The sequence below is a fragment of the Erythrobacter sp. Dej080120_24 genome, assembly GCF_036322605.1.
In the GTDB taxonomy this organism is placed as follows: Bacteria; Pseudomonadota; Alphaproteobacteria; order Sphingomonadales; family Sphingomonadaceae; genus Erythrobacter; species Erythrobacter aurantius.
On record NZ_AP027262.1, the window covers coordinates 2,201,638 to 2,227,166 of the forward strand.

General features: G+C 60.6%; 25 protein-coding genes and 1 tRNA gene. 16 read left to right on the forward strand and 10 right to left on the reverse strand.

What is annotated here, in order from left to right; all coding sequences use genetic code 11:
• Nucleotides 1-140 precede the first annotated feature (140 nt).
• Nucleotides 141-1,553, forward strand: a complete 1,413-nt coding sequence (gene lpdA, locus AABA34_RS10545) for a dihydrolipoyl dehydrogenase (RefSeq protein ID WP_338302571.1) — start codon at nt 141-143, stop codon at nt 1,551-1,553.
• On the forward strand, nt 1,553-2,410 hold the full coding sequence (locus AABA34_RS10550; protein WP_338302572.1) for a class I SAM-dependent methyltransferase: 858 nt from the start codon (nt 1,553-1,555) through the stop codon (nt 2,408-2,410). The genes lpdA and AABA34_RS10550 overlap by 1 nt, the downstream gene beginning before the upstream one ends.
• Nucleotides 2,411-2,427: 17 nt before the next feature.
• Here the strand turns inward: AABA34_RS10550 and AABA34_RS10555 are convergent.
• Nucleotides 2,428-2,517, reverse strand: a tRNA-Ser gene (locus AABA34_RS10555).
• A gap of 68 nt (nt 2,518-2,585) precedes the next feature.
• Between AABA34_RS10555 and AABA34_RS10560 the strand changes: the two genes are divergently transcribed.
• Genes AABA34_RS10560 through mazG form a run of 11 tightly spaced genes read left to right on the forward strand, consistent with a single transcriptional unit; the run spans nt 2,586 to nt 12,292 of the window.
• Nucleotides 2,586-3,515 carry an aminotransferase class IV gene (locus AABA34_RS10560; protein WP_338302573.1) on the forward strand — a complete coding sequence of 310 codons (930 nt, stop codon included), beginning with the start codon at nt 2,586-2,588 and terminating at the stop codon, nt 3,513-3,515.
• Nucleotides 3,512-4,243 (forward strand): sulfotransferase-like domain-containing protein, encoded by a 732-nt coding sequence (locus AABA34_RS10565; RefSeq protein ID WP_338302574.1) that lies wholly within the window; start codon nt 3,512-3,514, stop codon nt 4,241-4,243. Before AABA34_RS10560 ends, AABA34_RS10565 begins: the two co-directional genes overlap by 4 nt.
• A 48-nt stretch (nt 4,244-4,291) precedes the next feature.
• Nucleotides 4,292-5,341, forward strand: coding sequence for a lytic murein transglycosylase (locus AABA34_RS10570; protein ID WP_445083730.1), 1,050 nt, complete (start codon nt 4,292-4,294; stop codon nt 5,339-5,341).
• Between the two features lie 49 nt (nt 5,342-5,390).
• The gene (locus AABA34_RS10575) at nt 5,391-6,548 is read left to right on the forward strand and encodes a D-alanyl-D-alanine carboxypeptidase family protein (RefSeq protein ID WP_338302575.1); all 1,158 of its coding nucleotides are present in this window, start codon (nt 5,391-5,393) and stop codon (nt 6,546-6,548) included.
• Entirely contained in the window at nt 6,545-7,189 is a 645-nt protein-coding gene (gene tmk, locus AABA34_RS10580; RefSeq protein WP_338302576.1) for a dTMP kinase, read from the forward strand. Before AABA34_RS10575 ends, tmk begins: the two co-directional genes overlap by 4 nt.
• A gap of 8 nt (nt 7,190-7,197) precedes the next feature.
• Nucleotides 7,198-8,160, forward strand: a complete 963-nt coding sequence (locus AABA34_RS10585; protein WP_338302577.1) for a DNA polymerase III subunit delta' — start codon at nt 7,198-7,200, stop codon at nt 8,158-8,160.
• Nucleotides 8,153-9,730, forward strand: a complete 1,578-nt coding sequence (gene metG, locus AABA34_RS10590) for a methionine--tRNA ligase (RefSeq protein WP_338302578.1) — start codon at nt 8,153-8,155, stop codon at nt 9,728-9,730. The genes AABA34_RS10585 and metG overlap by 8 nt, the downstream gene beginning before the upstream one ends.
• Nucleotides 9,730-10,506, forward strand: a complete 777-nt coding sequence (locus tag AABA34_RS10595; protein WP_034954066.1) for a TatD family hydrolase — start codon at nt 9,730-9,732, stop codon at nt 10,504-10,506. The genes metG and AABA34_RS10595 overlap by 1 nt, the downstream gene beginning before the upstream one ends.
• Nucleotides 10,503-11,285 (forward strand): MBL fold metallo-hydrolase, encoded by a 783-nt coding sequence (locus AABA34_RS10600; RefSeq protein ID WP_338302579.1) that lies wholly within the window; start codon nt 10,503-10,505, stop codon nt 11,283-11,285. The genes AABA34_RS10595 and AABA34_RS10600 overlap by 4 nt, the downstream gene beginning before the upstream one ends.
• On the forward strand, nt 11,282-11,464 hold the full coding sequence (locus AABA34_RS10605; RefSeq protein WP_034954069.1) for a hypothetical protein: 183 nt from the start codon (nt 11,282-11,284) through the stop codon (nt 11,462-11,464). The genes AABA34_RS10600 and AABA34_RS10605 overlap by 4 nt, the downstream gene beginning before the upstream one ends.
• A gap of 45 nt (nt 11,465-11,509) precedes the next feature.
• Complete coding sequence (mazG, locus tag AABA34_RS10610) at nt 11,510-12,292, forward strand: nucleoside triphosphate pyrophosphohydrolase (protein ID WP_338302580.1); 783 nt, start codon at nt 11,510-11,512, stop codon at nt 12,290-12,292.
• A 1-nt stretch (nt 12,293) separates the two neighbouring features.
• Here the strand turns inward: mazG and hflX are convergent, their stop codons facing one another.
• The 7 genes from hflX to dusB all read right to left on the reverse strand — a co-directional run bounded on the left by hflX (nt 12,294) and on the right by dusB (nt 21,761).
• Nucleotides 12,294-13,598, reverse strand: a complete 1,305-nt coding sequence (hflX, locus tag AABA34_RS10615) for a GTPase HflX (protein WP_338302581.1) — start codon at nt 13,596-13,598, stop codon at nt 12,294-12,296.
• A gap of 17 nt (nt 13,599-13,615) precedes the next feature.
• A complete protein-coding gene (hfq, locus tag AABA34_RS10620) occupies nt 13,616-14,212 on the reverse strand; it encodes an RNA chaperone Hfq (RefSeq protein WP_338302582.1) in 597 nt (198 codons plus the stop codon).
• A 142-nt stretch (nt 14,213-14,354) separates the two neighbouring features.
• Entirely contained in the window at nt 14,355-15,740 is a 1,386-nt protein-coding gene (gene ntrX, locus AABA34_RS10625; protein ID WP_034954074.1) for a nitrogen assimilation response regulator NtrX, read from the reverse strand.
• A gap of 57 nt (nt 15,741-15,797) precedes the next feature.
• Nucleotides 15,798-18,092: a sensor histidine kinase gene (locus tag AABA34_RS10630; RefSeq protein ID WP_338302583.1), complete on the reverse strand. Its 2,295-nt coding sequence runs from the start codon at nt 18,090-18,092 to the stop codon at nt 15,798-15,800.
• Nucleotides 18,093-18,161: 69 nt separating this feature from the next.
• Nucleotides 18,162-19,586, reverse strand: coding sequence for a sigma-54-dependent transcriptional regulator (locus AABA34_RS10635; RefSeq protein ID WP_338302584.1), 1,425 nt, complete (start codon nt 19,584-19,586; stop codon nt 18,162-18,164).
• A gap of 13 nt (nt 19,587-19,599) precedes the next feature.
• Nucleotides 19,600-20,706 carry a two-component system sensor histidine kinase NtrB gene (locus AABA34_RS10640; protein ID WP_338302586.1) on the reverse strand — a complete coding sequence of 369 codons (1,107 nt, stop codon included), beginning with the start codon at nt 20,704-20,706 and terminating at the stop codon, nt 19,600-19,602.
• A gap of 2 nt (nt 20,707-20,708) precedes the next feature.
• The gene (gene dusB, locus AABA34_RS10645; RefSeq protein WP_338302587.1) at nt 20,709-21,761 is read right to left on the reverse strand and encodes a tRNA dihydrouridine synthase DusB; all 1,053 of its coding nucleotides are present in this window, start codon (nt 21,759-21,761) and stop codon (nt 20,709-20,711) included.
• A gap of 76 nt (nt 21,762-21,837) precedes the next feature.
• On the opposite strand from dusB, the gene AABA34_RS10650 reads away from it, so the two are divergent.
• From AABA34_RS10650 to AABA34_RS10660, 3 genes are read left to right on the forward strand one after another with little or no spacing between them, the layout of a single operon-like run.
• Nucleotides 21,838-23,007, forward strand: coding sequence for a bifunctional 2-C-methyl-D-erythritol 4-phosphate cytidylyltransferase/2-C-methyl-D-erythritol 2,4-cyclodiphosphate synthase (locus AABA34_RS10650; RefSeq protein ID WP_338302588.1), 1,170 nt, complete (start codon nt 21,838-21,840; stop codon nt 23,005-23,007).
• Nucleotides 23,004-23,561 carry a hypothetical protein gene (locus AABA34_RS10655; protein ID WP_338302589.1) on the forward strand — a complete coding sequence of 186 codons (558 nt, stop codon included), beginning with the start codon at nt 23,004-23,006 and terminating at the stop codon, nt 23,559-23,561. Before AABA34_RS10650 ends, AABA34_RS10655 begins: the two co-directional genes overlap by 4 nt.
• Before the next feature lie 10 nt (nt 23,562-23,571).
• Nucleotides 23,572-24,084 (forward strand): CinA family protein, encoded by a 513-nt coding sequence (locus AABA34_RS10660; RefSeq protein ID WP_338302590.1) that lies wholly within the window; start codon nt 23,572-23,574, stop codon nt 24,082-24,084.
• Here AABA34_RS10660 and AABA34_RS10665 read toward each other — a convergent pair.
• Both AABA34_RS10665 and lipA read right to left on the reverse strand, forming a co-directional pair.
• On the reverse strand, nt 24,045-24,506 hold the full coding sequence (locus AABA34_RS10665) for a type II toxin-antitoxin system RatA family toxin (RefSeq protein WP_338302591.1): 462 nt from the start codon (nt 24,504-24,506) through the stop codon (nt 24,045-24,047). The genes AABA34_RS10660 and AABA34_RS10665 overlap by 40 nt on opposite strands.
• A complete protein-coding gene (lipA, locus tag AABA34_RS10670; RefSeq protein ID WP_338302592.1) occupies nt 24,506-25,462 on the reverse strand; it encodes a lipoyl synthase in 957 nt (318 codons plus the stop codon). The genes AABA34_RS10665 and lipA overlap by 1 nt, the downstream gene beginning before the upstream one ends.
• Between the last annotated feature and the right edge of the window lie 67 nt (nt 25,463-25,529).

Below are 25,529 nucleotides of genomic sequence, written 5' to 3' on the forward strand. Positions count from 1 at the left end.
ATGGGATGGCTCATGAAACTTTACCGCTTCCCGGTTGATCTTCACACCTTTGCGGGGATAGTGCGGGGGACGAGTTTTTTCCTTCAGGACAGTGTTCCATGTGTTCCATCCTGTAGGGTTTCACGGAGGGATATCGAGTAATGTCAGCCACTTACGACGTCATCGTGCTGGGTTCGGGACCCGGAGGCTATGTCGCCGCGATCCGATGTGCGCAGCTGGGCCTGAAAACCGCCATCGTGGAGCGCGAAAACCTCGGCGGGATCTGCCTCAACTGGGGCTGCATTCCGACCAAGGCGCTGCTGCGTTCGGCCGAGATCAAGCATTACATGGATCACGCGGCATCCTATGGTCTGAAGGTCGCGGGCAGTATCGAGGCTGATCTGGATGCCATCGTGAAGCGTTCGCGCGGGGTGGCAAAGCAGCTCAATCAGGGCATCGGGCACCTGATGAAGAAGAACAAGATCACCGTCCACATGGGCGAGGGCACGCTGACCGGTCCGACTTCGCTGACGGTGAAGGGCGACAAGGGCGAGGAGAAGCTGACTGCCAAGCACGTGATCGTCGCCACCGGCGCCCGCGCCCGCGATCTGCCGTTTGCGCCGGCTGACGGCAAGCGCGTATGGACCTATCGCCATGCGATGGTGCCGCCCGAAATGCCCAAGAAGCTGTTGGTGATCGGATCGGGCGCGATCGGGATCGAGTTCGCAAGCTTCTACAACGACATGGGCGTTGATGTGACGGTGGTCGAAATGCTCGACCGGATCGTGCCAGTGGAAGATGCGGACGTATCCACCTTCCTTGAAAAGAGCCTCAAGAAGCAGGGCATTGGCATCATGACCGGCGCCGGGGTCGAAGACCTGAAGGTCGGCGCAAGCGGCGTGACCGCAAAGATCAAGGACAAGGCAGGCAAGGTCGAAACGACCGAGTTCAGCCATGTCATCGTCGCCATCGGGATCGTCCCCAACACCGAGAACATCGGTATCGACAAGCTGGCGGACATGGATCGAGGCTTCATCCAGATCGACCCTTATTGCCGGACCAAGACCAAGGGGCTGTGGGCCATCGGCGATTGCACGCCCGGCCCGTGGCTGGCGCACAAGGCCAGCCACGAAGGTGTGACCTGTGCCGAAGCGATCGCGCAGGAACTGGGCAACAAGGATGTGCACCCGCACCCGCTCAATCGCGATGCGATACCGGGCTGCACCTATTGCCATCCGCAAGTCGCCAGCGTCGGCCTGACCGAAGCCAAGGCGAAGGATGCCGGTTACGAGGTGAGGGTCGGCAACTTCCCCTTCATCGGCAACGGCAAGGCGATCGCGCTCGGTGAAGCGGAAGGCTTCATCAAGACGGTGTTCGATGCAAAGACCGGCGAACTGCTGGGCGCGCACATGGTCGGCGCGGAAGTGACCGAGCTGATCCAGGGCTACACCGTGGGCAAGACGCTCGAGACAACCGAAGCGGAGCTGATGCAGACCGTGTTCCCGCACCCGACCTTGTCCGAGATGATGCATGAAAGCGTGCTCGACGCATACGGCCGGGCGATCCACTTCTGATGGGGTCGGAAACGCAGGAGCCGCTGAAGGGCGAAGACTGGGCAGGCGAAATGGGCGAGCGGTGGCTGGCCAATCTCGACCGGTTCGAAGCGATGATCGCCCCGATTGGCGAGGCACTGCTGGCACGCGCGGCCTATGCTCCGGGTGAACGGGTCGTGGACATCGGTCCCGGCGGCGGCGCGACGACGCGCGCGATTGCCGGGGCAGTTGGCCCGGATGGCGAGGCAGTGGGCGTGGACATCGCCCCGATGCTGGTGGCCGAAGCGGAACGGCGGGCGGAGGCAGTAGGCATTGCCAATGCGCGCTTCGTGTGCGCTGACGCGGCGACTGCGCAGCCCGATGGAGCGCCTTTCGACAGGCTGCATTCGCGGTTCGGCTCGATGTTCTTCGAAGACCCGCATGGCGCCTTCGCCAACCTCCGTGCGATGGTAAAGCCGAAGGGCCGGATCGATCTCGCGGTATGGGGGCCGCCGCGCGACAATGCGTGGATGATGGAGATGATGGGCGTCGTCCGCGCCCATGTCGAAGTGCCGCCCGCAGAACCGCGCGCACCCGGCCCGTTCGCGTTCGAGGATCTCGGCTACCTTGCCGAAGTGCTCGACGCTGGCGGTTTCGGCATGATGGATGTCGAGACTTACGAAGGGCTGCAAGCCATCGGCGGCGCGGGGACTTCGCCTCAGGACGCTGTGCGTTTCGTGCTGTCTTCGCTCGGTGTCGGCAGGGTGCTGGCGGAACAACCCGAAGCGATCCGTGCAGCAGCATCGGCCGATATGCTTGCGCTGTTCGAACGGAACTATCAGCCGGATAAAGGCGTGATGCTCGGCTGCAAGGTGTGGCTGGTGAGCGCGATTGCCTGACGCGGGCGCAAATCGTGTGGCGGACAGGGTGGGATTCGAACCCACGGTGGGCTTGCACCCACGCCGGTTTTCAAGACCGGTGCATTCAACCGCTCTGCCACCTGTCCGCGCAGCAAGGCTCGCTAGCGATGCTTTGCGCGCTTGTCACTATGCGATGAGCGATTAGGGAAGACTGATGGCAAATCAAACCGCTCTGGGCACACACGATTACGCGCCCGATCCCCGCAACGAAGCAATCCTGATCAACGTCAATGGCACGCTGGTGCCCCGGGCGCAGGCGAGCGTTTCGGTCTTCGACAGCGGCTTCATGCTGGGCGACGGGGTGTGGGAAGGCTTGCGCGTCCATCGCGGACGGATCGCGTTTCTCGATGCGCATCTCGATCGGCTGTACGAAGGGGCGAAGGCGATTGCGATGGACATCGGGCTGACGCGCGATGAACTGATTGCTCGACTTGACGAGACAATCGATGGCAATGGAATGCGCGATCAGGACGGCGTGCACATTCGCCTGATGGTAACGCGCGGCATTCGCTCGACTCCCTATCAGGACCCACGCGTGGTGATCTCGCCCGCCACGATCGTTATCATCCCCGAATACAAGGCACCGCTGCCAGCAACGATCGAAACCGGCATCCGCTTGTTCACGGTCCACGTCCGGCGCGGCGATCCGGCGGTGCAGGATCAGAAACTGAATTCTCATTCCAAGCTGAACTGCATCACCGCCTGTATTCAGGCCGCGCAGGCAGGGGCTGACGAGGCATTGATGCTTGATCCGCACGGCTTTGTTGCGACCTGCAATTCGACCCACTTCTTCATTGTGCGCAAGGGCGAGGTCTGGACCTCCACCGGTGACTACTGCCTCGGCGGGATCACGCGTGCGAACGTGATCCAGGTCTGCCGGGAAGCGGACATTCCGGTGTTCGAGAAGAACTTCTCGCTCACCGATGTCTACGGCGCGGATGAGGCATTCGTGACGGGCACTTTTGCCGGAGTCGTCCCCGTGACGGAGGTAGATGGGCGCAAGCTGACCGCAGCGCGTGGCCCGATGGTCGAGCGGCTGCAGTCGCTTTATCGCGATCTCATGGACCGGGATGTGGCTGCATGAACGCGATCCGCATCGCCATGTGGTCTGGCCCGCGCAACATCTCCACCGCGATGATGCGAAGCTTTGGCTCGCGCCCGGACTGCTCCGTCAGCGACGAACCTTTCTACGGTGCTTTCCTGAAGCACAGCGGCGAACCGCATCCGATGGCCGCGGAAACGATTGCTGATATGGATTGCGAATGGGACAGCGTGTTGGCTACCCAGTCCGGCCAAGTGCCGCAAGGAAAGCCGATCTGGTACCAAAAGCATATGCCACATCACATGATTGGCCATGTGGATATTGGCGACATGCCGGATCACATCCATGCATTCCTGATCCGCGCGCCTGAACGGGTAGTGGCAAGCTATCGTAACAAGAACGAACTGCGTGAACCCGAAGCGCTCGGCTTTGCTCAGGTGCGCGCCTATTTCGAGCGCGAGGCTGACCGCATCGGCGCGGCACCACCGGTTGTCGACTCGGAAATGATCCTCGCCAATCCCGAAGCCGTGCTGACAAAGCTTTGTGGTTCTTTGGGGATTACATGGGACCCCGCCATGCTCCGCTGGAACAAAGGACCGCACCCGACGGACGGCATCTGGGGAGCGCATTGGTATGACAAGGTGAATGCCTCCACCGGTTTCGGATCATCGCACGGCGACCTGCCCGAACTCGACGGGGAGTATCAGAAAACGGCTGATGCGTGCCGCGATGACTATGACTTCATGCGCCAGCATGCGATTGTGGCTTAACGATAACTGCTCACCTGCAATTCAGACCAACTGACGGATAATGCCGCCATGCTGATCAAAAACCTGTTCCCCCTTGCACTCGGACTGGCCTTAGCCGTCACCGGTGCGGTCGTGATGCCGGCACCAACGCAAGCACAGGCGAGCCCGACGGACGGGATCGATTTTGACGCATACATGGAATTGCTAAAAGCGCGGGCGCGCGCCGAAGGCGTGAGCGAGGCAACGATCCAGCGGATGACTGCGGGGCTGACCCCGAATGACCGGGTGATCCGGCTTGACCGGGGGCAGCCAGGCCAACCCACTTCGCGTGGTTATCCCGCTCTGGCGCCGTATATCCGCACCCACGTCAACCCACAGCGCATAGCCGGCGGGCAGAGCGTGTATCGTGGCAACAGCGGCCTCTTGCGCGCGATCGAGAACGAATACGGCGTTCCGGGCGAGATCATCGTCGCGATCTTCGGGCATGAGACGAGCTATGGCCGGATTCGCGGCGATTTCGACTTGTCCCGCAGCCTAGCAACGCTCGCTTGGGAAGGTCGGCGCCGTGATCTGTTTGCAGGGGAATGGATCGCGCTGATGAAGGTGGCGGACAAGGGCTATTCGCGTCAGGAACTTGTTGGCAGCTATGCGGGCGCGTTTGGCAATCCGCAGTTCCTCCCGTCGGTCTATCTGCGACTTGCCACCGATGGGGATGGAGACGGCAGAGCCAACATCTTCAGCAATCGCGCTGACACCTTCGCATCAATCGCCAACTATTTCCGCGACGCGGGCTGGCGCAAAGGGCAGCCTTGGGGAGTAAGAGCCGCAGTGCCCGGCGGCTTTGATGTGGACGCATACAAGACCAAGTTAGTCGGCCCGGTGTGTCCAAGGGTTCACGAGCGGCACAGCCAGTGGAAGACTGTGGCGGAATGGCGCGCGCTAGGGGTGCAGCCGCAACGCTTTTTGCCTGATGATACTCTGGTGTCGCTGTTCCAGCCTGATGGTCCAGGTGAGCCGGCGTGGCTGTTGACCGGGAATTACCGCGTGATCCTCGAGTACAACTGCTCCAACTATTACGCGATGAGCGTCGGGCTTCTGGCTGACGAAATCGTGAACTAAGCGGGCTCACACCCTCGCAACTTGGGCATCCCGCGCGTATAGCGCTGCTGTGTTTAAGCGACTTTCAAAATGGCTGGCGTTGGCGAGTGCCCTGCTGCTTGCAGCGACGACGCAGGCACAACCTGCCGCAGCGCCGCCTCCCGAAGATGAAGTTCCCATCGCGCTTCTTGTCGACCTGACCAGCGGGCAAGTACTGCACCAGCGCAATGCCGACAGGCGCTTTGTTCCTGCCTCGATCACCAAGGTTATGACATTGTTTCGCGCCTTCGAGCTGATCGCCGCAGGCAAACTCGTTCCCGCTCAGACATTTACGATGCGTGACGAGACTTGGCGCGAATGGAACGGCGAAGGCTCGACCATGTGGATCGGCGCAGGTGAGCCGGTTTCGGTGCACGATATGCTCACAGGTATCGCCAACGTCTCCGCAAATGATGCTGCGGCTGCATTGGCGGAAGGGGAGGCAGGTTCGGTTGATGCCTGGGTGGCGGCAATGAATGAAGAGGCCCTCAGGCTGGGGATGACCCAAAGCCACTTCGGGACGCCAAACGGCTGGCCGGACGAAGGAAGAACCTTCACCACGGCGCACGATCTGGTGAAACTGGCCAGAGCCATGATCACGAGGCACCCGGAACTCTACGCCCGATACATCGGAAAGCGGGGCTTTCGCTTTAACGGCATCGAACAGTCGAACCATGATCCCTTGATCGGCCGGACGCAGGGTGCGGACGGGATCAAGACCGGCTACACCAATGAAGCAGGGTTTGGATATCTGGGAAGCGTAGAACGCGACGGCCAACGCCTTGTCCTCGTAGTCGCCGGAGTGGACCGCAGCGGTACGCGTGCCCGGGCTGCACGCAACTATATCGAATGGGGTTTCAGTGCGTTCGAGCGGCGCCGGTTGTTCGGCGAACAGCAGGTGGTTGGCGAGGCCCGTGTGCAAGGTGGCGGCGCACGCCGTGTAGGGCTGCGGACCGATCGGACCGTCTACGTCAACGTGCCTCGGGGCGCGTCTGGCGAACTCAGCATGTCCATCTCTTATGACGGCCCGCTCCGCGCTCCCTTTTCCGCCGGTGACAGGGTGGCCACGCTGGTGATCGAGGTTCCCGGCATGGAACCAGCGCGGCTTCCCCTGCTCGCGACAGACGATGTCGAGCAGGCCGGGGTATTCGCCCGGATGCTCAACGGCATTGCGGGATGGTTTTCATGACCGGCACCGGAACAGGACGCTTTATCGCCTTTGAAGGTGGCGAGGGTACGGGCAAATCCACTCAGGCACGGTTGCTCGCAGATGCGCTCCGCAAGATCGGCAAGAGTGTCACCGTAACCCGCGAGCCCGGAGGCACTGACGGGGCCGAAGCGATCAGGAACCTGTTGCTGCACCCACCAGGCGAAGGTTGGGGGCCGCAGGCCGAGGCCTTGCTGTTTGCAGCGGCGCGCTCCGATCATGTCTTGCGCCTGATCCGGCCAGCGCTTGCAGCCGGCACATGGGTGATAAGCGATCGTTTCGTAGATTCCAGTCGAGCCTATCAGGGCGGGGCAGGGGGGCTGGGCGATGCCGCAATCTGCGAATTGCACAAATTCGGCAGCGACGGTTTGCGCCCTGACTTGACGATCCTGCTCGAAGTCGATCCCGAACGGGTCGAACAACGACTGATGGCGCGTGATGGCGGCAAGAGCGATGCTATCGGCGGCCGGAGCGCCGAATATCACGCAGCCGTTGCGCGCAGCTTTCGCGACCTTGCTGAGGCTGATCCTGATGGTTTCAGGATCGTCGATGGAACAGGGGAACCCGAAAAGGTGCATGAACGGGTTCTCGCCGCGCTCACCCGCTTTTTCGGTGAGGACTGACGCCGATCATGGACATTCGCTGGCCCAACCACACTGAAGCATGGCGCCAATGGCGTACGGCAATGAGCGGCGCCCGGATGCATCACGGTTGGCTGCTTGCGGGCAAGAGCGGCCTTGGCAAATATGACTTTGCGTTGGCGGCCGCACGCGAACTTGTCGCCGAAGCCGGAGTTGCACAGCCGGCTGGTGAACATCCCGACATTCTCACCGTCACCTACGGACCAAAGGACAAGAAGGCTGCTGCTGCGGCGGCTGAAGGCAAACCGTTCGAACTTGCTCGCAGCATCAGGGTTGATCAAATCCGCGAAATGCAGCGCCGTCTTACCGTGCGCCCGACTTTGGGATCGCGCCGCGTCGTCATCATCCATCCCGCGGATGACATGGAGGTCAATTCGGCCAATGCGTTGCTAAAGAGCCTCGAGGAGCCACCGGTTGGCACATTCTTCATGCTGGTTACGCATCGGCCATCCCGACTCTTGCCGACTATCCGCTCGCGCTGCCGTATCCTGCGGTTCCCGACACTTACTGATCGGCAACTTGAGGAAATGCTCGAGACATCCGGACATGGCGGTAACCTGCAAACAGCCATCCGCGCGGCGGAAGGTTCATATGGCGCGGCCTTGCGGTTTTCGGGCCAGGATCTGGGGCCCGTGGCCGAGCAGATCAACGCGCTGCTCAGCGATGGCGATGCGCGGCTTGGCGGGCGGGCAAATCTTGCGCAGGCAATTGGTCCTCGCGCTGACCGGGAGCGTTTGCAGGCGGTAATGGAGCTTGCGCAGGCGATCATCGCGGAGAAGGTGCGCAGCGCTTCCAATTCGGCTCATCGCGCACGCCTGATCGAAGCGCATGTTGAGATGGTCGCCCTTGCGGCACAGGCTCCGACGTACAATTTCGACACCGGCCTCCTCGCGCTTGAAATCGGAAGCTTGCTCACGCGCGCTGCCCCGGCTAGCGAGCAGGCCCATGGCTGAACCCGAAAACTCCCCCTACTACATCACAACCGCGATCAATTACCCCAATGGCAAGCCGCATATCGGCCATGCCTATGAAGGGATTGCCGCGGATGTGATCGCCCGTTTCCAGCGTCTGCGCGGCCGCCGTGTACGGTTCCAGACTGGGACAGACGAGCACGGCCTGAAAATGGCGCGCAAGGCCGAAGAGCAAGGCCGCACCCCGCGCGATCTTGCCGACGAAATGTCGGGCTATTTCCAGCTGATGGATGAAAAGCTCAACATTTCCTATGATCGCTTCATCCGCACCGTCGAAGACGATCATCACCGCGCCAGCCAGGCCCTTTGGCAACGGATGGAAGCGGCTGGGGATCTCTACCTTGACCGTTACGAAGGTTGGTATTCCGTTCGCGACGAAGCCTATTACGACGAAAGCGAGCTGGTCGAAGGCGAGGGCGGCGAAAAGCTCTCGCCGCAAGGCACTCCGGTCGAATGGACGGTCGAGGAAAGCTGGTTCTTTCGCCTGTCGAAATATCAGGAGCCACTGCTTGAATTGCTGAAGAGCCCAGGCTTTCTCGAACCGGCGAGCCGCCGCAATGAGATGATCGCCTTTGTCGAGCAGGGTTTGCGTGATCTTTCCGTCAGCCGCACCAGCTTTGACTGGGGGGTGAAGGTTCCCGGTTCAGACAATCACGTCATGTACGTCTGGGTCGACGCGCTCACCAACTATCTGACCGGCCTCGGGTTTCCGGACGACACGCCCGAAATGGCCGAATTCTGGCCCGCGAACCTGCATCTGATCGGCAAGGACATCGTGCGCTTCCACACGATTTACTGGCCGGCGTTCCTGATGAGTGCGAAACTCCCGGTTCCCAAAGCGGTTTTTGGCCACGGGTTTCTGCTCAATCGCGGGCAGAAGGAATCGAAATCTCTGGGCAACGTCACCGATCCCATCGGCCTTGCCGAGACGTTCGGTGTCGATCCCTTGCGCTATTTCCTCATCCGCGAAGTCGCCTTCGGAAAAGACGGCAGCTATTCGCCGGAGGCTATCGTGGACCGCTCTAATGGCGAATTGGGCAATGCGTTCGGCAACCTTGCCCAGCGGACGCTCGGCTTCATTGCCAAGAACCTCGATGGGCAACTGCCCGAAATCCATGGCCATAATGATGCCGACATGGCCTTGTTCGAGACCGTGGGCAGTGCCGTGTCGAAAGAAATTCCCGACGCATTCGAGGCACTGGCTTTGCAACAGGCGGTTGAGGTTTGGTTGCAAGCGGTATTTGCGTGCAACGCCTATATCGATTCAGAAGCACCGTGGGCTTTGCGCAAGACCGATCCTGAGCGGATGGAAACGGTTCTGGCGACGCTTTACATCTGCATTGCACAGCTCGCCGTCGCGATCCTGCCCGTCATTCCCGAAAGCTCAGAAAAGCTGCTCGATCTGATGGGCATTCCGGGCGCGAACCGCAGCTATTCCGGTATTGGCGAGCATTGGTATTCGCCGCTGGCTGAGGGCGGGTTCCGGATCGACAAGCCGACGCCGCTGTTCCCGCGCCTCGAACTGCCTGAGGCGGATGAGGACAACGCCTGATGCTGGTGGATAGCCACTGCCATCTCGAGTATAAGGGGCTGGTCGAGGATCAGGCCGGAGTGCTTTCGCGGGCACGTGAAGCAGGGGTAGGGGCGTTCCTGAACATCTCGACCCGGCAGAGCGAATGGGAACAGGTCGTCGCGACCGCCAATCGCGAACCGGATGTTTTCGCCAGCGTCGGCATCCACCCGCACGAAGCCGACAAGCATGCCGATCTTGGCCGTGCCGTGCTGTTGGCCGCGACGGAGAATCCCAAGGTCATCGGCATCGGGGAAACCGGGCTCGATTACTATTACGAACATTCCGACAGGCAGACGCAAGCCAGCCTTTTCCGGATGCACATCGATGTCGCTCGCGAGACGGGATTGCCGGTGATCATTCACACCCGCGACGCGGAACAGGACACGCTGGAAATCCTCGAGGACGAACTGGGGAAGGGCGCTTTCCCTGCTCTGATCCATTGTTTTACCGCATCTTCGGAATTCGGTCGCAAGGTCTTGGAAATGGGCCTGACGATCTCGCTTTCGGGTATCGTAACTTTCAAGAATGCCAAGGACTTGCAAGCAACTGCTCGCGAAGTGCCTGAAGATCGTTTGCTGGTGGAAACGGACAGCCCGTTCCTTGCACCCGTACCCAATCGCGGAAAGGTATGCGAGCCTGCGTTCGTGGCCGATACTGCGCGTTTCGTCGCCGAACTGCGCGAAACCGAGTTGGATCGTCTTGCCGAACAGACCACGGCGAATTTCGCCAGACTTTTTAGCAAGGCTGCCTTGTGAAGCTGATTATGCTCGGATCGGGGACGTCCACCGGTGTCCCGCGCATCGGAGGGCCCGATGGCTTGGGCGATTGGGGAGATTGCGACCCGTCGGAGCCGCGCAACCGCCGGACACGGGTATCGATCATCGTAGAAAGTGACGAAGGATCGCGGCTGCTGATCGACACGTCATCCGATTGTCGTGCGCAGCTGCTCGCCAATCGGATCAACCGCATAGACGGCGTTTTCTGGACGCATGATCATGCGGATCACTGCCACGGTATCGATGATCTTCGTGTCCTGCGCTATGGGCGCGGCGGGCCAATTCCCGGCTTCGCCTCGACTGAGACCGTAAGGCGGCTGCGCCAACGGTTCGGCTATGTCTTTGCCGGACAGGACGGTTATCCGACCATATGTTCGATCGACACACTGGATCGGCTGAAGATTGTTGCCGGTTTTTCGGTGGAATGGTGCCAGATGGAGCATGGCAGCGGAGAAACGACGGGATACCGGTTCGAAGCGGATGGCAAGTCCATTGCCTATGCAACGGATTTCAGTTCGATTTCCGAGCATATGATCGACCTGTTTGACGGCGTCGATATCCTCGTAAGCGATTGCTTGCGCCGGGAGCCGCATCCGACCCATGCGCATCTTGCCATGGCAATTGAGTTGGCAGAGCGTTCTGGCGCGCAGCGGCTTGTGCTAAGCCATCTCGACAAGAGCATGGATTACCGGACGCTGGAGCGCGAGGTTCCAGATTTTGTGACCGTTGGTTTTGATGGGCTGGAGATGGTGGCGTGAACGAAGGTTCGTTGATCTCGATTGTGGCGCTGCTTGGCTGGTTGATCCTTGCCGGGAGCGCATTGGCAAGTTTTCGGCTTGGCTGGAGCAAGATCCTGCAATTGGCGCTCGTGTGGCTTGCGATTTTTGCCGGCTTGTTCGTTGCTGCGGACTTGCTTGGGGCGAGGCTGCCAACCTGAGGCGCTCTAGCTTATATTTAACATAATATATATTATCATCCTATCATGGCGCAGAACCCGGAAACTCCCCCTATCGACCGCCTGCTGGCAATCATGGCGCGTTTGCGTGATCCAGAACACGGCTGCGAATGGGACCTGGCGCAGTCATTTGAAACCATCGCGCCTTACACCATCGAGGAAGCCTACGAAGTCTCCGACGCGATCGATCGTCGTGACATGGACGAATTACGCAGCGAGCTTGGCGATTTGCTGCTTCAGGTCGTATTTCACGCCCGCATGGCCGAAGAAGCTGGTCAATTCTCCTTCGACGATGTGGCAACCGCTATCAGCGACAAGATGGAGGCCCGACATCCGCACATTTTTGGCGATCAAGACGGTGTGATGGACAGCAAACGCTGGGAAGACCTCAAAGCAGCCGAACGTGAGCAATCGGGTTCTACCAGCGCCATGGACGGCGTCGCGTCCGCGCTTCCGGCGCTTTTGCGGTCAGAAAAGCTACAAAAGCGCGCCGCGAGGGTTGGATTCGAATGGCATGATGTCAAAGGTCCGACCGATAAGCTGCTGGAAGAATTGCAGGAACTCGACGAAGCCAGCGATGAGGAAAAGCTGCTGGAGGCAGGCGACGTGCTGTTTGTCGCGGTCAATATCATCCGCCGCTATGGGGTTGATGCCGAACAGGCGCTGAAGGCGTCCAATGCGAAATTCGAGCGCCGCTTTCGCGCAATGGAGGTACTGGCCACGGCGGACGGGCACCAATTTGATCGCCTGTCTCTCGATCAGCAGGAAAGCTACTGGCAGCGGGTCAAGCTGGCTGAGAAACAGTCTTAAGTTACGACCCCAAGGCCGCATATTGTCCCAGTTCCTTGGGATTGAGGCGCACCGTCAGGCGCCGCAAGGGACCGTCCTCCCCTTCCCCGGCATCCTCTTCCGCCAGGATTTCGCCGTGGGCATGCAACCATGCAAGCCGCCGACCGTCCGATACTGGCAGGGTGATGATCAGCTCGTGCGCCTTTGACGTGAGCATCCCTGCCAGAGTGGCTGCCAGATCGTCCATCCCTTCACCTGTTGCGGCTGACAATAGCACTGCAGATTGGCCTTCGGCAGCCGCGCGGAGTTCCTTCAGCGTTTCATCGTCGATCAGATCGGCCTTGTTCCACACCTCGACGATGGGAATTTCACTGATGCCGGTTTCGCTATCGACCACGCCAAGATCGGCAAGCACTTCCATCACCTGCTTTTTTTGGGCGGCATGGGCCGGGTTGGACATGTCGCGCACGTGACAGATAATGTCGGCACCGGTCACTTCCTCAAGCGTCGCCCTGAACGCGGCGACCAGTTGTGTCGGAAGATCGGAAATGAAGCCGACCGTGTCGGACAGGATGGCCTTTTCCACTCCGGGGAGGCTGATCGCGCGCATCGTCGGATCGAGTGTGGCGAAGAGCAGGTCTTCCGCCATCACGTCCGCGCCCGTCATGCGATTGAAAAGAGTGGATTTTCCGGCGTTGGTGTATCCCACAAGGGCAATCACCGGCCACGGCGCCCTGCCCCGTCGCTCACGGTGCAACGCGCGGGTCTTGCGCACCTGCTCCAGTTCGCGCCGCAGTCGGCCCATCCGCTGGCGGATCATGCGCCGGTCGGCCTCGATCTGGGTTTCGCCAGGTCCGCCGAGGAAGCCGAAACCACCGCGTTGCCGCTCAAGGTGGGTCCAGCTGCGGACCAGGCGGCTCTGTTGGTAATCCAGATGCGCCAGTTCGACCTGCAAGCGCCCTTCGGCGGTGGCTGCGCGTTCGCCGAAGATTTCGAGGATCAGGCCGGTGCGGTCGATTACCTTGCGTTTGAGCCGGTCTTCGAGATTGCGTTGCTGGATCGGTGTGAGCGCCCCATCGACGATCACCAACTCGCATTCATACTGATCGCACCAGATTGCGATGTTTTCGACCTGACCCGATCCGAACAGCGTGTTCGGCTGCATCTGGCGTACTGGCAGAATGGCCGAATGCCGGATCACCACGCCAATCGCCAACGCCAGACCTTCGGCTTCGGCAAGCCGTTCGCTCGCGTCGAGATCGTACTTGAACGCCCTGATATCGGGGCACAGGATCAGGGCCCGCGCACCGCGGGTGACCTCATCCATCAGGTCATCGTCAAAGCTCAGTAGTCGGCCCCGTAATCGTCGTCTTCATCCGAGGCATCATCACCGTCTTCGGAGAGGTCTACCGGGCTGGCGGGCTGGATTGTCGACACCGCATGCTTGTAAGCGAGCTGCACAGCGCCATCGCGCTCCAGCAACATGCAGAACAGGTCATAGGCGGCAATCCGCCCCTGCAGCATCACGCCGTTGACGAGGAACATGGTGACTTGCACGCCGGCATCGCTGACGCGGCTGAGAAACACATCCTGAAGCAGTCGCTGCTTGCGATTTCCGCCGCGAGCACCGAACTGTTCCGCGTCAATCGACGCGCCGGGCATGATCGTTGAAATTGCATGTTTGTAAACAAGCTGCGACTGGCCGTCACGACGCAGAAGGATCGAGAAATTATCAAACCAGGTGACAATTCCCTGAAGCTTCACGCCTTTCACCAGGAACATGGTGACAGGTGTCTTGTTCTTGCGCAGGTAATTGAGGAACGCGTCCTGCAGGTTGGCCTGCTTTTCGTTGCGCGCAGATGATGCTGTGTTCGAGGTGCCGGCGGAACTTGCGGGGCCGCTGGTACGAGGGCGCGGAGAGAGGGTTCGCCCACTGGACATATTCATGCTCCTGTTCTTGGCGGCCGTCGTTACGGTCCGCAGTTTCGCCGCAAGATCGCTTGCGACGGATCGACATAATGCAGCTTGCGCGTCGTGGGGGCAATGATTGAATTGTTGTCAAACAAATTTGACGGTCAATTCCTTACTTCCCATCCGCATCCTTGCGGTCGGCCATGCCCAGCAGCTTGAGTTTACGATGCAGGGCAGAGCGTTCCATCCCGATAAAGGTCGCGGTCTTGGATATGTTCCCCGAAAAGCGTCGAATCTGGATTGTCAGATACTCGCGCTCAAAGGTTTCGCGGGCTTCGCGCAAAGGAACCCCCATCATGCTCGAAAGCCCCTGCCCCGCTCCTGCGAGCCGTCCGCCGGAGATCTCGCTGGGCAGCATGTCGGGCTCCACCACTGTCAGCCGATCGCGCGGGGTCATGATGATCGTGCGCTCAACGACATTGCGCAACTGGCGCACATTCCCCGGCCAGTCATAGGCCTGAAGCGCAGCCATCGCCTCTTCCGAAATCTCGGGCGGAACAATGCCCTGGTCCTTGGAATAGCGGGTGAAGAAGTGCTCGGCGAGCGCGGGTATGTCGTCCCGGCGATCCGCAAGCGAGGGGATGCTGACAGGCACGACATTGAGACGATAGAAGAGATCTTCGCGAAAGCGTTTTTCCTCCATCTCGACATTCAGGTCGCGCGTGGTCGAGGAGACAACGCGGACATCCACACCGATCTGCCGTGTACCGCCAACGCGAACAAAGCTCTGTTCGGTCAACACCCGCAGGATCCGGGCCTGGGTCGAAAGCGGCATGTCGGCCACTTCATCGAGATAGAGCGTGCCACCATCGGCCATTTCCAGAAGGCCGGGCCTAACCTGTTTGCCGTCGACTTCCTCGCCGAAAAGTTCCTGTTCGAAACGTTCAGGGGTGATGCGGGCCGAGTTGACGAGCACAAACGCCTTGTCCGAACGATTGCTCCACGAATGCAGCATCCGTGCAGCCACTTCCTTGCCCGCCCCTGCAGGACCGGAAATCAGCACCCGGCTGCCAGTGTTCGCCACCCGCTTCAGCGTGGCCCGCACGGCGTTGATTGCGGGTGAGTTTCCGGTGAAGTCCGCCCCGCCCCAGCTCGAATCGCGCAACTGGGTGTTTTCGCGGCGCAGGCGCTCGGTTTCGGTCGCACGTTCAACCAGCAGCAAAAGCCGCTCCGCCTCGAACGGCTTTTCAATGAAGTCCATTGCTCCGCGTCCGACGGCCGACACGGCGGTGTCGATATTGCCATGGCCCGAAAAGATGATCACCGGCAGGTCAGGTTCGCGCTGCTTGATCGCGTCCAGCGTTTCCAGCCCGTCAAGTTCACTGCCGTGCAGCCAGACGTCGAGCAGGACAAGGCTTGGCCGGCGCTCGTCAATAGCGGCAAGCGCGCTGGTGCTATCGGCGGCAGTGCGGCATTCATAGCCTTCGTCGCCAAGCACTCCGGCTACCAGTTCGCGGATGTCGCGTTCGTCATCGACAATCAGGATTTCAAGCGCCATGCGCCTCTCCTTGGGGGCAGTGATCTTGAGGGGAAATGTTCAAGGCGAGAGATGCTGTCATCGGGCAGCCTCACCTTCGTTGCTTTGGGGATTACGGGCAAATCTGAGGGTGACACGCGTGCCAAGAGCGCCTGAGCGAGGATCGACGCTGGCGCTGGCAAAGCTCATGTCGCCTCCATGTTCGTCGACGATCTTGTTGACGATGGCAAGGCCAAGCCCCGTCCCTTTCTCACGCGTGGTGACATAGGGTTCGACAATTCTCTCACGGTCTGCGGGAAGGCCAATGCCGTTGTCCTCCACGATAATCCGGATCCGTTCGCCATCATCTTCGAGCGTGACCGAAATCGCGCCGGCATAGTTCGGCGGCGGATCAGCGGAACGAGCCTCCACCGCTTCAACAGCGTTCTTCAGCACATTCGTCATCGCCTGACCAAGCTGATGGCGATCGCATTGTATCTCGCGCTCCGACAGGCCGTCAGCCGTCACGGCGAATTCGATATCCGTGTGCGCCACTTCCTGAAGGAAGACCGCCTGCCGCACCAGATCAAGCGCATCCTCCTGACGGAAGACCGGTTTTGGCAGACGAGCAAAACTGCTGAATTCGTCGACCATCTTGCGCAGATCGCCCACCTGACGAACGATGGTGCTGGTCAATTCATCAAACAATTCGCCGTCTTCAGCCTCCACCTGTTTGCGATAGCGGCGCTTCAATCGCTCGGTCGCCAGTTGGATCGGTGTAAGCGGGTTCTTGATCTCATGTGCGATGCGCCGAGCGACATCCGACCATGCGGCCTGCCGCTGATCGAGCAACTGCCGGGTGATATCTTCGAAGGTGATCACATGACCACTGCCGCTTGGTGCCACCTTCACCGCCAGCGTCAACAATTCACCACCCTTCGCTTGCGTTACGATGGAGCGTTTCTTGCCTTCGCGCACCATCGCGCAGATATCAGGCGACAGATCAGCAAGCGACTGGCCCATCAGATCATCGGGTGCCGGCTCGCACACGGTTTCGCCGCCCAGCAGCGCTTGCGCCGAATTGTTCATCAGAAGCACACGGCTGTTCTGATCGACCGAGATCACTCCCGCACTGACCGACTCCAGCACCGCTTCCATGAAGGCTCGGCGATCGTCGAGTTGTCGGTTGGCGCTGACCAGTGCGTTAGTCTGCTTTTCAAGCTGCGCGGTCATGCGGTTGAAGGCGCGGTTGAGGAGGCCGATTTCATCCGCCCCGGTGCGCCCTTCCACCCGGAGCGCGAAATTGCCCTGCCCCACTTTGCGTGCGGCGCCGACAAGGTCAGTCAGCGGTTCGACCTGCCGATCCGCGAAACGCAGGGCAAACCATACGGCAATGCCCACCAGCAACAGGCTGACAGCGACCAGCGCGATGTTGAACCGCAACTGGAGCGTGCGGGCCTGGATCGTCAGTGTTTCATAGGCGCTGGAAATGGCCTGGGCGCTTTCCCATCGCTGAAACATCGATTCTTCGGTCGTCCGGGCGCTGTAGAGGTAAATCCCTGCATTCCGATCAATCGGAGCCACGGCAGCGATGCGTTGCGGACCGCCTTCGACCACCACGAATTCTCCGGCATCGAGACGCGGCAGGGCGGCAGCGCTGAATTCCAGCGGCCGATTGTCTTCGAGCAGGTTGAGGATCGCGGCGGTGCGCAGTGACCCGTCATCTAGCCGCTGGAGTATGGCGCTTTCGGAAATCTGGCGTCCCTGCGCCTGCACGGCATAGAAATCAGGAAAATCGGCATCGGTTATGTCCATGCGTTCAAGGATGAACCGCATGTCGCTAGCCATGGTGATGGTTTCCTGCTCAACCTCGCGCTGATTGGCGTCGTAATAGCTTTGCGCCAGCGCATTGGCGTTTTCCATCAAGCCGCGCGATTCATCGGAATACCAGAACGCGACGCCTGTCTGGAACAGGAAGGCGGCAAAGCCGGATACGAGCAGCGTCGGAACGGCTGCCACGATCGAGAAGAAGAACACCAGACGCACATGAAGCCGGGCGGTGCTACCCGCAGCCCGGGCAAGCGCCATGCGGCGCCCGATAAGCACCAGTATCGCCATCGCCGGAACCAGCACGGCCACCAGCAGCAACGATACTTCCAATGCAGGCAGACCGTCCGAATTCTCCGGCTGGCTGGAATAGGCGAGATAGTTGGCGATGATCGCCGCCACCAGCGTGATGACTGATCCGATCTCGATCCAGCGAAACACGTTTGCGCGGCGAGCGGAAACCGCAAACTGACGCCACCAGCGCGGCGAATGGCGCTGGGGATCCTTGGCCGGGAATGATCCCCGATCCTCTCCAGTAGCCTCCGGTTGTAGCGCTGCACCTGCCATGGTTGCACCGTTACAACCATGGTGTTGCATATTTGCAAGTGAAAAGTCTTGTTAGGTGGCTCGCTTGCGTCAGACCGGTCTTGCGAAACGATCAGGTTCAATCGCAAGTTCGCCAATGCGCTTGCGCAAGGTGTTGCGGTTGATGCCGAGCAGTTTCGCCGCGCGCAATTGGTTGCCACCAGTCCGGCCCAGTGCGTGCTCAATCAGGGGTTTCTCAAATGCGGCAAGCGCGCTGGCATAGACTGTCCCGCTCGGCGGCTCTTCCCGCACGAGCCAGACTTCAAGCGCCTTTGCGATACCGTCGTCACCATCGCCATCGGGATCAAGCGCGAGCGGCTTTTCCTTGCCAAGAATTTCAGTGAGTGTGGTTGCGTCGATCATGTCCTCGCGCGACATCAGCGCAAGGCGATACATGACATTGCGCAGTTCCCGGACATTGCCGCGCCAATTGCGACCTTCAAGCGATGCAATTGCATCCGGTGTGAGTTGCCGCCGGGGCAATCCGTCCTCTGCTGCCTGCGCCAGAAAATGCTGTGACAGAACATCAATGTCCTCACGCCGTTCGCGCAAGGGCGGCAGTTCGATCGGCACGACGTTGAGACGATAGAACAGGTCTTCGCGGAACTTGCCTGCCTCGATCATCGGGGCAAGATCGCGATTGGTGGCGGCAATGATGCGGACATCCACCGATATTTCCTGTCTGCCGCCAACCCGGCGAATGCGCCCGGATTGCAGCGCGCGCAGCAAGCGCGTCTGCGCCTCCGCGGGCATGTCGCCGATTTCATCGAGGAACAGTGTCCCGCCATTGGCCTGCTCGAACTTGCCGATTGCCTGTGCGACTGCGCCCGTGAAAGCGCCCTTTTCGTGCCCGAACAGCTCGCTTTCAATAAGGTCGTGCGGAATGGCCGCGGTATTGACCGCGACAAACGGACCGGTGCGGCGGCTGCCGAGCTGGTGAATCGCCTCTGCCACCAGCTCCTTGCCCGTCCCGCTTTCACCCGTGACAAGCACGGTAAGGTCATTGCGCAGGACGCGGGTGATCATGCGGTACACACCCTGCATCGCCGGGCTGCGACCAACCAGAGGCATGCCATCGCCTGCCCCCTGAGCGGGCGCATCGGAGATATCGGCCCGCTCACCCGCCGCCTGACATACGGCGCGGACTAGTTCATCCAGATCGAAGGGCTTGGGGAAGTATTCAAAGGCATCACTGTCACTGGCGCGCACCGCTGTATCCAGCGTGTTTTGCGCCGACAGTACGATCACCGGCATGTCGGGGGCCGCTTCGCGAACATCGGCAAGGCTCTCCAGCCCGTCCCCGTCCTCAAGCTTCACATCGGTCAGCATGACATCGAAGCCATGCAAGGCCAGCAAGGCATCGCGTTCCTTGATCGTGGCACAGCGGGTGATGTCGAAACCCTCATCCTCAAGCGCCGCGGTAATCACGGTCGCGATCGCGCTGTCGTCCTCCACCAGCAGCAAACTGCCCGCCATGTGCTGTGCTCCCTTATTCCTCGCCCGGCTTTGCCAATGGCAAATGCAGCCGGAAATGCGTCAGTTCGGCGCGTATGTCGCGTTCGTGGCTGATGCTGCCGTTCATGTCCCGGACCAGCTTGCGCACCAGTGCCAGCCCCAGCCCTTGTCCGGATTGCTTCGATGTGACGAAAGGTTCGAAGACCCGGTCCCGCAGGGCAGGATCGATCCCCGGCCCGTTGTCGCTGACGGTGATCTCGATCGGCAAGCGGACCGCACGGCCAAGCCGGATCGCGCTGAAGGCCAGGCCGCTGATGAAACGGGTTCGGATCGTGACCTTGCCCCTCGCCCCTGAACTCGCCGCATCGCGAGCGTTGGTGATCAGATTGATCAGCACCTGTTCCAGCGCGTCGCGATTGGCAAGTACGGGGGGCAGCGAAGGATCGAATTCCTCGGTGATCTCGACCCCGTTCGTGCCCGCAGCACGCACTGTCGCGATCGCAGCGCGGATCGCTTCATGTGGATTGCACGGAGCCGCCTCCTCTGCATGGCGAGCACCCAATTGCTGCATCCGGTCTATGAGGCGGGCAATCCGGTCAACCTCGTCGGTGATCATCCGCGCCAGCTTCTTGTCCTTGTGAGGCAGTTTACGTGCTGCAAGCTGGCCGGCACCGCGAATGGCGGCGAGCGGGTTCTTGATTTCGTGAGCCAGAATGGAAGGCGCGCCCATAGACGAAGCCAACTCGTCATCGCTGCCGGTTTCCTCATGCCCCACCTGCGACAGCGTGATGACCCGCCATGCGCGATTGGTACTGAGCGGGGAGACTGTCAGATTGACCCTCAATTCAGTCTCGGAGGCGTTTATCCTGATGTCACGCGCGACAAGTGCCGCCTCTGCGTCGCTCAGCCGTTTCTCAACCCTCGGATCGAGCGGCCCGATAATGTCCAGCAAGGGGCGGCCGATCAGGCGGCGGGCGCTGACGCCCAGCATATTTTCGGCGGCGTGATTGGCTTCGACGATGAAAGCGTTTTCGTCGACCAGCAGGAGCGCAAACACAAGGCCTGCAATCTGCGCCTCGGCACTGGGGCGTGAAGGATCGAAACCCGAAATATCAGCCCCGCTGGCCTCCTTCGACGGCATTATCAGGCAGCCTTGGCCTGATCATGCGCCGCAATATCTGCGGCAGATCGACGGCCGAGGAACGGCTCGTAAAACCGTTCGAGTTCACCGAGAACTTCATCGGGGTCGTCAATGAAATTGGCCTTGTTCCGGAAATCGGCGGAACCATGCATTCCCTTGGTGTACCAGCCCAAATGCTTGCGCGCGATCTTGGTCCCGACGTCGCGGCCATAATGATCGAGCATCCGGTGGTAGTGTTCCACCAGCGTTGCGTATTGTTCGTCGAAACTGGGCGTGGGGATGGTTTCGCCGGTGCGCCACCAATGCATGACCTGCCCCAGCAGCCACGGCTTGCCATAGGCACCTCGCCCGATCATGAGGCCGTCCGCGCCGGACTGTTCCAGCGCCTTTGCCGCGTCATTGATCGTGCAGATATCGCCATTGACGATAACGGGGATGGAAACCGCTTCCTTGACCTTGCGGATGAAGGACCAGTCTGCGCTTCCCTTGTACATCTGGTTGCGCGTGCGTCCGTGAACGGTGATCATCTTGACGCCGAGATCTTCGGCAATTCGCGCCATTTCCGGGGCGTTAAGGCTCTGGTGATCCCAGCCCATGCGCATTTTCACCGTCACGGGCACGTTGACCGCCTTGACGGTCGCTTCCATCAGCTTTGTCGCGAGCGGAACTTCGCGCATCAAAGCCGATCCGGCAAACTGGCCGACAACCTTGCGAACCGGGCAGCCGAAGTTGATGTCGATAATCGCCGCGCCATTGCCTTCCTGAAGCTTGGCGGCTTCGGCCATGCTGCCCGGATCGCAGCCGACGAGCTGCATCGAGACGGGTTCCTCGATCGGGTCCCACTCGGCCTTTTGCACCGATTGGCGCGTTTCGCGGATCGCCGCCTCGCTCGCGATCATCTCCGTCACGTTGAGGCCCGAGCCATAGCGACGCACCAGAGTGCGAAACGGCATGTCGGTCACGCCCGTCATCGGGGCGAGCAGAACGGGCTCGTTGATCGTGACCGGGCCGATGTTGATCGGCTTCATGGCCGGAGGAGTTGGAACGTCTGTCATGTGCGGGATGCCTAAATATTGGGCAGGCGCATAGTGGATTGCGCAAAACCCGTCCAGACCTTAAGCGCGTGCCGCAATGTCGACTGAACATGCCCTCCCCCCTTTCGCCGGAATCGTGGTTGCCGCGGGCAAGGGATTGCGCGTGGGTGGCGACACTCCGAAGCAGTTTCGGCAATGGCGCGGGCGCTCTTTGCTTTGGCACTCTGTGCGGACCTTGCGCGATGCGGGAGCAGACCCGTTGGTGGTAGTCATCGCCGATGGCGCGCAGGCTGACGCCGTGGCCGCTCTGGATGGTTGCATTGGCTACCGGATCGTTACGGGCGGCGCGACGCGACAGGATTCGGTGCGTGCGGGGCTGGAGGCTTTGGCAGGGCATAAGCCCGAACTGGTGTTGATACACGATGCGGCACGGCCTGACTTGCCAATGCCGGTAATCGAGCGGCTGATCGGCGCTCTGGACAAGCGTGCGGGCGCCATCCCGACCTTGCCGGTTGTCGACAGCCTCGCGGTTGACGATGGTGGCGTGATGGCGGGCAAGGCTGATCGCGAAGTGCTGCGCCGGGTTCAGACACCGCAGGCATTTCGCTTCGCCGATATCCTCGCGGCGCACCGGGCATGGCAGGGTCAAACCACCGCAGGGGACGATGCACAGGTGCTCGCGGCAAGCGGAGGTTCAGTTGCGCTGGTTGATGGAGACGAGCGCCTGAAGAAGATCACATTCGCGGAGGATTTTCTGGCAGATTCAAATTCACCTCCCGCATTCCGTGTCGGGCAAGGCTTTGACGTTCACCGTCTTGCCGAGGGTGAGGAGTTGTGGCTGTGCGGGATCAAGCTTGATCATACGCACGGGCTGGCCGGACATTCAGACGCCGACGTGGCCTTGCATGCGATCACCGATGCGGTGCTTGGCGCGGTGGGCGAAGGCGATATCGGCACTCATTTCCCGCCAAGTGATCCGCAATGGGCCGGCGCGCGTTCCGGACAGTTCCTCGAACACGCTGTCAAACTGGCCGACGAAGCAGGTTACGCACTTGGCAACATCGATCTGACCATTATCTGCGAAGCACCCAAGATCGGCCCGCACCGCCCCGCCATGCGCACAGAGGTCGCGCGGCTGACCGGGCTTGCCGAAGAGGCCGTAAGCATCAAGGCAACCACCACCGAAAAGCTTGGATTTACCGGCCGCGGCGAAGGTATAGCCGCACAGGCCATCGTTTCCGTTCTTGCCAAGGGATCGTCATCATGAAGAATTCGCTTCTCGCTTCGTCGCTGGCACTTGCCGCGCTGGTTTCCGCGCAAGGCGCACAGGCACAGGAAGCATGCGTCGCTCCGCAGGATCTCACCGACACGATCACCTATGCGATGCCGATCGTCTACGACTCCATCAAGGGCAAGTGCGCTGCGCAATTCCGTGCCAGCACCTTCATGCGCAATGATGGTGATGCCTTCGTCGATCAATTCCGCGCCAGGCAGGACGAAGCATGGCCGGGTACTCTCCGCCTGCTCAAAGTATTCATGGTGCAACGCTCGGGTAGCGAAGACCAGACAGCAGCAATGATCGCGTCTCTGCCGGAAGAGTCCCTGCGCCCCTTTGTGGACGGGATCGTCGGAATGGTTATCACGGACAAGCTTGGCGCCGACTTCAAACCGGACACCTGCCATGATGTCGCAGAGGCGATGGAATTGATCGCGCCGCTGCCGGTCGAGAACATTTCCGGCCTCGTCACGTTTCTGGCACGGCAGGCTGACCTCGACGAACCCAAGCTTTGCACGGCAAAGCCTTCAACCTCCGCGCGATAGAGTCTGGGTCATGAGCAACACAATCCTGCCTGACGATATCACGGAACTGGCCAAGCGCGTTGTCGAAGAGAATGCCGCCATTGGGCGCAAGCTTGCCACTGCGGAAAGCTGCACGGGCGGTCTTGTGGCGGGCGCGATCACGGAAATTGCGGGTTCGTCTGCCGTGCTTGACCGTGGCTTCGTGACCTATTCGAACGAAGCGAAGATGGAAGCGCTGGGCGTGGCGCAAGACATCATCGAAACCTTCGGAGCGGTATCGATCGCTTGCGTATGGGCCATGGCACAGGGCGCGTTGAAGCGTTCCAACGCCGATGTTGCTGTGGCGGTGAGCGGAGTGGCTGGCCCGGGTGGCGGAACCCAGCTGAAGCCGGTCGGGACGGTCGTTTTCGCTCGCGCCTTTCGCAATCAGGAAGGCGAACCCGAAGGCGAGCTCAAATTCTTCGAAGGCGGCGATGGCCCCGATGGCCGCGCTGCGATCCGGCGTCAGGCAACGCTTTGCGCGCTGGAGTTGTTGTTGCCGTAAAGTTCGAATGCGCGCTGTTCAAACGCGGCGACCATCTTGCGGAACGCACGGTCGAAATACTGCCCGGCCAGCGCCTGAAACACCTTGTTCTTGAACTGGAAATCGACGCTGAAGCCGACTTCGCAATTGTGCGCGTCGATCGCCTTGAACGTCCAGACATTGTCGAGATCGGATAGCGGCCCGTCGAGATAGAGCACTTCGATCCGCTTCGCCCGTTCCTTGAACACTTTGGATGTGAAGCTTTCGCGCAGGCTTTTGAAACCGACGACCATGTCGGCGACCATTTCCGTCTCGCTGTCCGAGCGGATCCGCGTCGCCACCACCCAGGGCAGGAATTTACCGTAATTCTTCACATCCGCCACCAGATCGAACATCTGTTCGGCGCTGTAGGGCAGGATGCGGGTCTCGCGTATGCCGACCATCAGAGGCTCAAACGGTCTTTCTTGCGCAGCTTTTCTTCGCGGGCAGCCTTCATCACAGCAAAATCGTCACCCGCGTGATAACTTGAGCGTGTCAGCGGGCTGGAGGCGACTTGAAGGAAGCCCTTGGCGCGGGCAATCGATCCATAGGCGGCGAACGCCTTGGGCGTGACGAACTCCTCAACCTTGGCGTGCTTTGGCGTCGGTTGGAGATATTGGCCCATGGTGATGAAATCGACTTCGGCGCTGCGCATGTCGTCCATCACCTGATGAACTTCGAGACGCTGCTCGCCCAGCCCGAGCATGATGCCCGATTTGGTGAAGATCAGCGGGTTGTGGGCTTTCACTTCCTCAAGCAGCCGCAGCGAAGCGTAATACCGCGCGCCGGGGCGGATCGTGGGATACAGCCGCGGGACCGTTTCGAGATTGTGGTTGTACACATCCGGCCCGGCCTCACAGATCATTTCGACCGCGCGGCGCATCTTGCCCCGGAAATCAGGGGTGAGGATTTCGATCGTCGTATCCGGCGTGTTTCGCCGCAAAGCCTCGATCACCTTGACGAACTGCATCGCCCCGCCGTCAGGCAAGTCATCGCGATCAACGCTGGTGATCACAATGTGCTCAAGCCCCATCTTGGCGGCTGCGATGGCGGTGTTTTCCGGCTCCATCGGGTCAACGGCACGCGGCATGCCAGTCTTGACGTTGCAGAACGCACAGGCGCGCGTGCAGACGTCACCCAGGATCATTACCGTCGCGTGCTTCTTCGTCCAGCACTCCCCGATGTTGGGGCAGGCCGCCTCTTCGCAGACGGTGTTGAGGTTCAGCTCACGCATCAGCTTGCGTGTCTCGTGATAACCCTGGCTTACAGGGGCACGGACACGGATCCAGTCAGGCTTGCGCTGGCGCGGAGGACGGGCGTCTTCCTGCGCGGGTTCGGGCGGATTGGAAAGGTCGTTCATCGCAAGGCCCATCTAGGCTCCAATGCCTCGCCTCGCAAGCCGCGTGACTGCGGAAGAATCGCAAGCC

Bases quoted from the DNA above. Each gene is read 5' to 3' on its own strand.
- AABA34_RS10650 (WP_338302588.1), top strand. From the start codon at position 21,838: ATGTCGACTGAACATGCCCTCCCCCCTTTCGCCGGAATCGTGGTTGCC.
- hfq (WP_338302582.1), bottom strand. From the start codon at position 14,212: ATGTCCAGTGGGCGAACCCTCTCTCCGCGCCCTCGTACCAGCGGCCCC.
- mazG (WP_338302580.1), top strand. From the start codon at position 11,510: ATGGCGCAGAACCCGGAAACTCCCCCTATCGACCGCCTGCTGGCAATC.
- AABA34_RS10640 (WP_338302586.1), bottom strand. From the start codon at position 20,706: ATGCCGTCGAAGGAGGCCAGCGGGGCTGATATTTCGGGTTTCGATCCT.
- ntrX (WP_034954074.1), bottom strand. From the start codon at position 15,740: ATGGCGCTTGAAATCCTGATTGTCGATGACGAACGCGACATCCGCGAA.
- AABA34_RS10565 (WP_338302574.1), top strand. From the start codon at position 3,512: ATGAACGCGATCCGCATCGCCATGTGGTCTGGCCCGCGCAACATCTCC.
- AABA34_RS10570 (WP_445083730.1), top strand. From the start codon at position 4,292: ATGCTGATCAAAAACCTGTTCCCCCTTGCACTCGGACTGGCCTTAGCC.
- tmk (WP_338302576.1), top strand. From the start codon at position 6,545: ATGACCGGCACCGGAACAGGACGCTTTATCGCCTTTGAAGGTGGCGAG.
- AABA34_RS10665 (WP_338302591.1), bottom strand. From the start codon at position 24,506: ATGGTCGGCATACGCGAGACCCGCATCCTGCCCTACAGCGCCGAACAG.
- AABA34_RS10635 (WP_338302584.1), bottom strand. From the start codon at position 19,586: ATGGCGGGCAGTTTGCTGCTGGTGGAGGACGACAGCGCGATCGCGACC.
- AABA34_RS10630 (WP_338302583.1), bottom strand. From the start codon at position 18,092: ATGGCAGGTGCAGCGCTACAACCGGAGGCTACTGGAGAGGATCGGGGA.
- AABA34_RS10560 (WP_338302573.1), top strand. From the start codon at position 2,586: ATGGCAAATCAAACCGCTCTGGGCACACACGATTACGCGCCCGATCCC.
- lipA (WP_338302592.1), bottom strand. From the start codon at position 25,462: ATGAACGACCTTTCCAATCCGCCCGAACCCGCGCAGGAAGACGCCCGT.
- lpdA (WP_338302571.1), top strand. From the start codon at position 141: ATGTCAGCCACTTACGACGTCATCGTGCTGGGTTCGGGACCCGGAGGC.
- AABA34_RS10655 (WP_338302589.1), top strand. From the start codon at position 23,004: ATGAAGAATTCGCTTCTCGCTTCGTCGCTGGCACTTGCCGCGCTGGTT.
- metG (WP_338302578.1), top strand. From the start codon at position 8,153: ATGGCTGAACCCGAAAACTCCCCCTACTACATCACAACCGCGATCAAT.
- dusB (WP_338302587.1), bottom strand. From the start codon at position 21,761: ATGACAGACGTTCCAACTCCTCCGGCCATGAAGCCGATCAACATCGGC.
- AABA34_RS10660 (WP_338302590.1), top strand. From the start codon at position 23,572: ATGAGCAACACAATCCTGCCTGACGATATCACGGAACTGGCCAAGCGC.
- hflX (WP_338302581.1), bottom strand. From the start codon at position 13,598: ATGGATGAGGTCACCCGCGGTGCGCGGGCCCTGATCCTGTGCCCCGAT.
- AABA34_RS10550 (WP_338302572.1), top strand. From the start codon at position 1,553: ATGGGGTCGGAAACGCAGGAGCCGCTGAAGGGCGAAGACTGGGCAGGC.
- AABA34_RS10585 (WP_338302577.1), top strand. From the start codon at position 7,198: ATGGACATTCGCTGGCCCAACCACACTGAAGCATGGCGCCAATGGCGT.
- AABA34_RS10595 (WP_034954066.1), top strand. From the start codon at position 9,730: ATGCTGGTGGATAGCCACTGCCATCTCGAGTATAAGGGGCTGGTCGAG.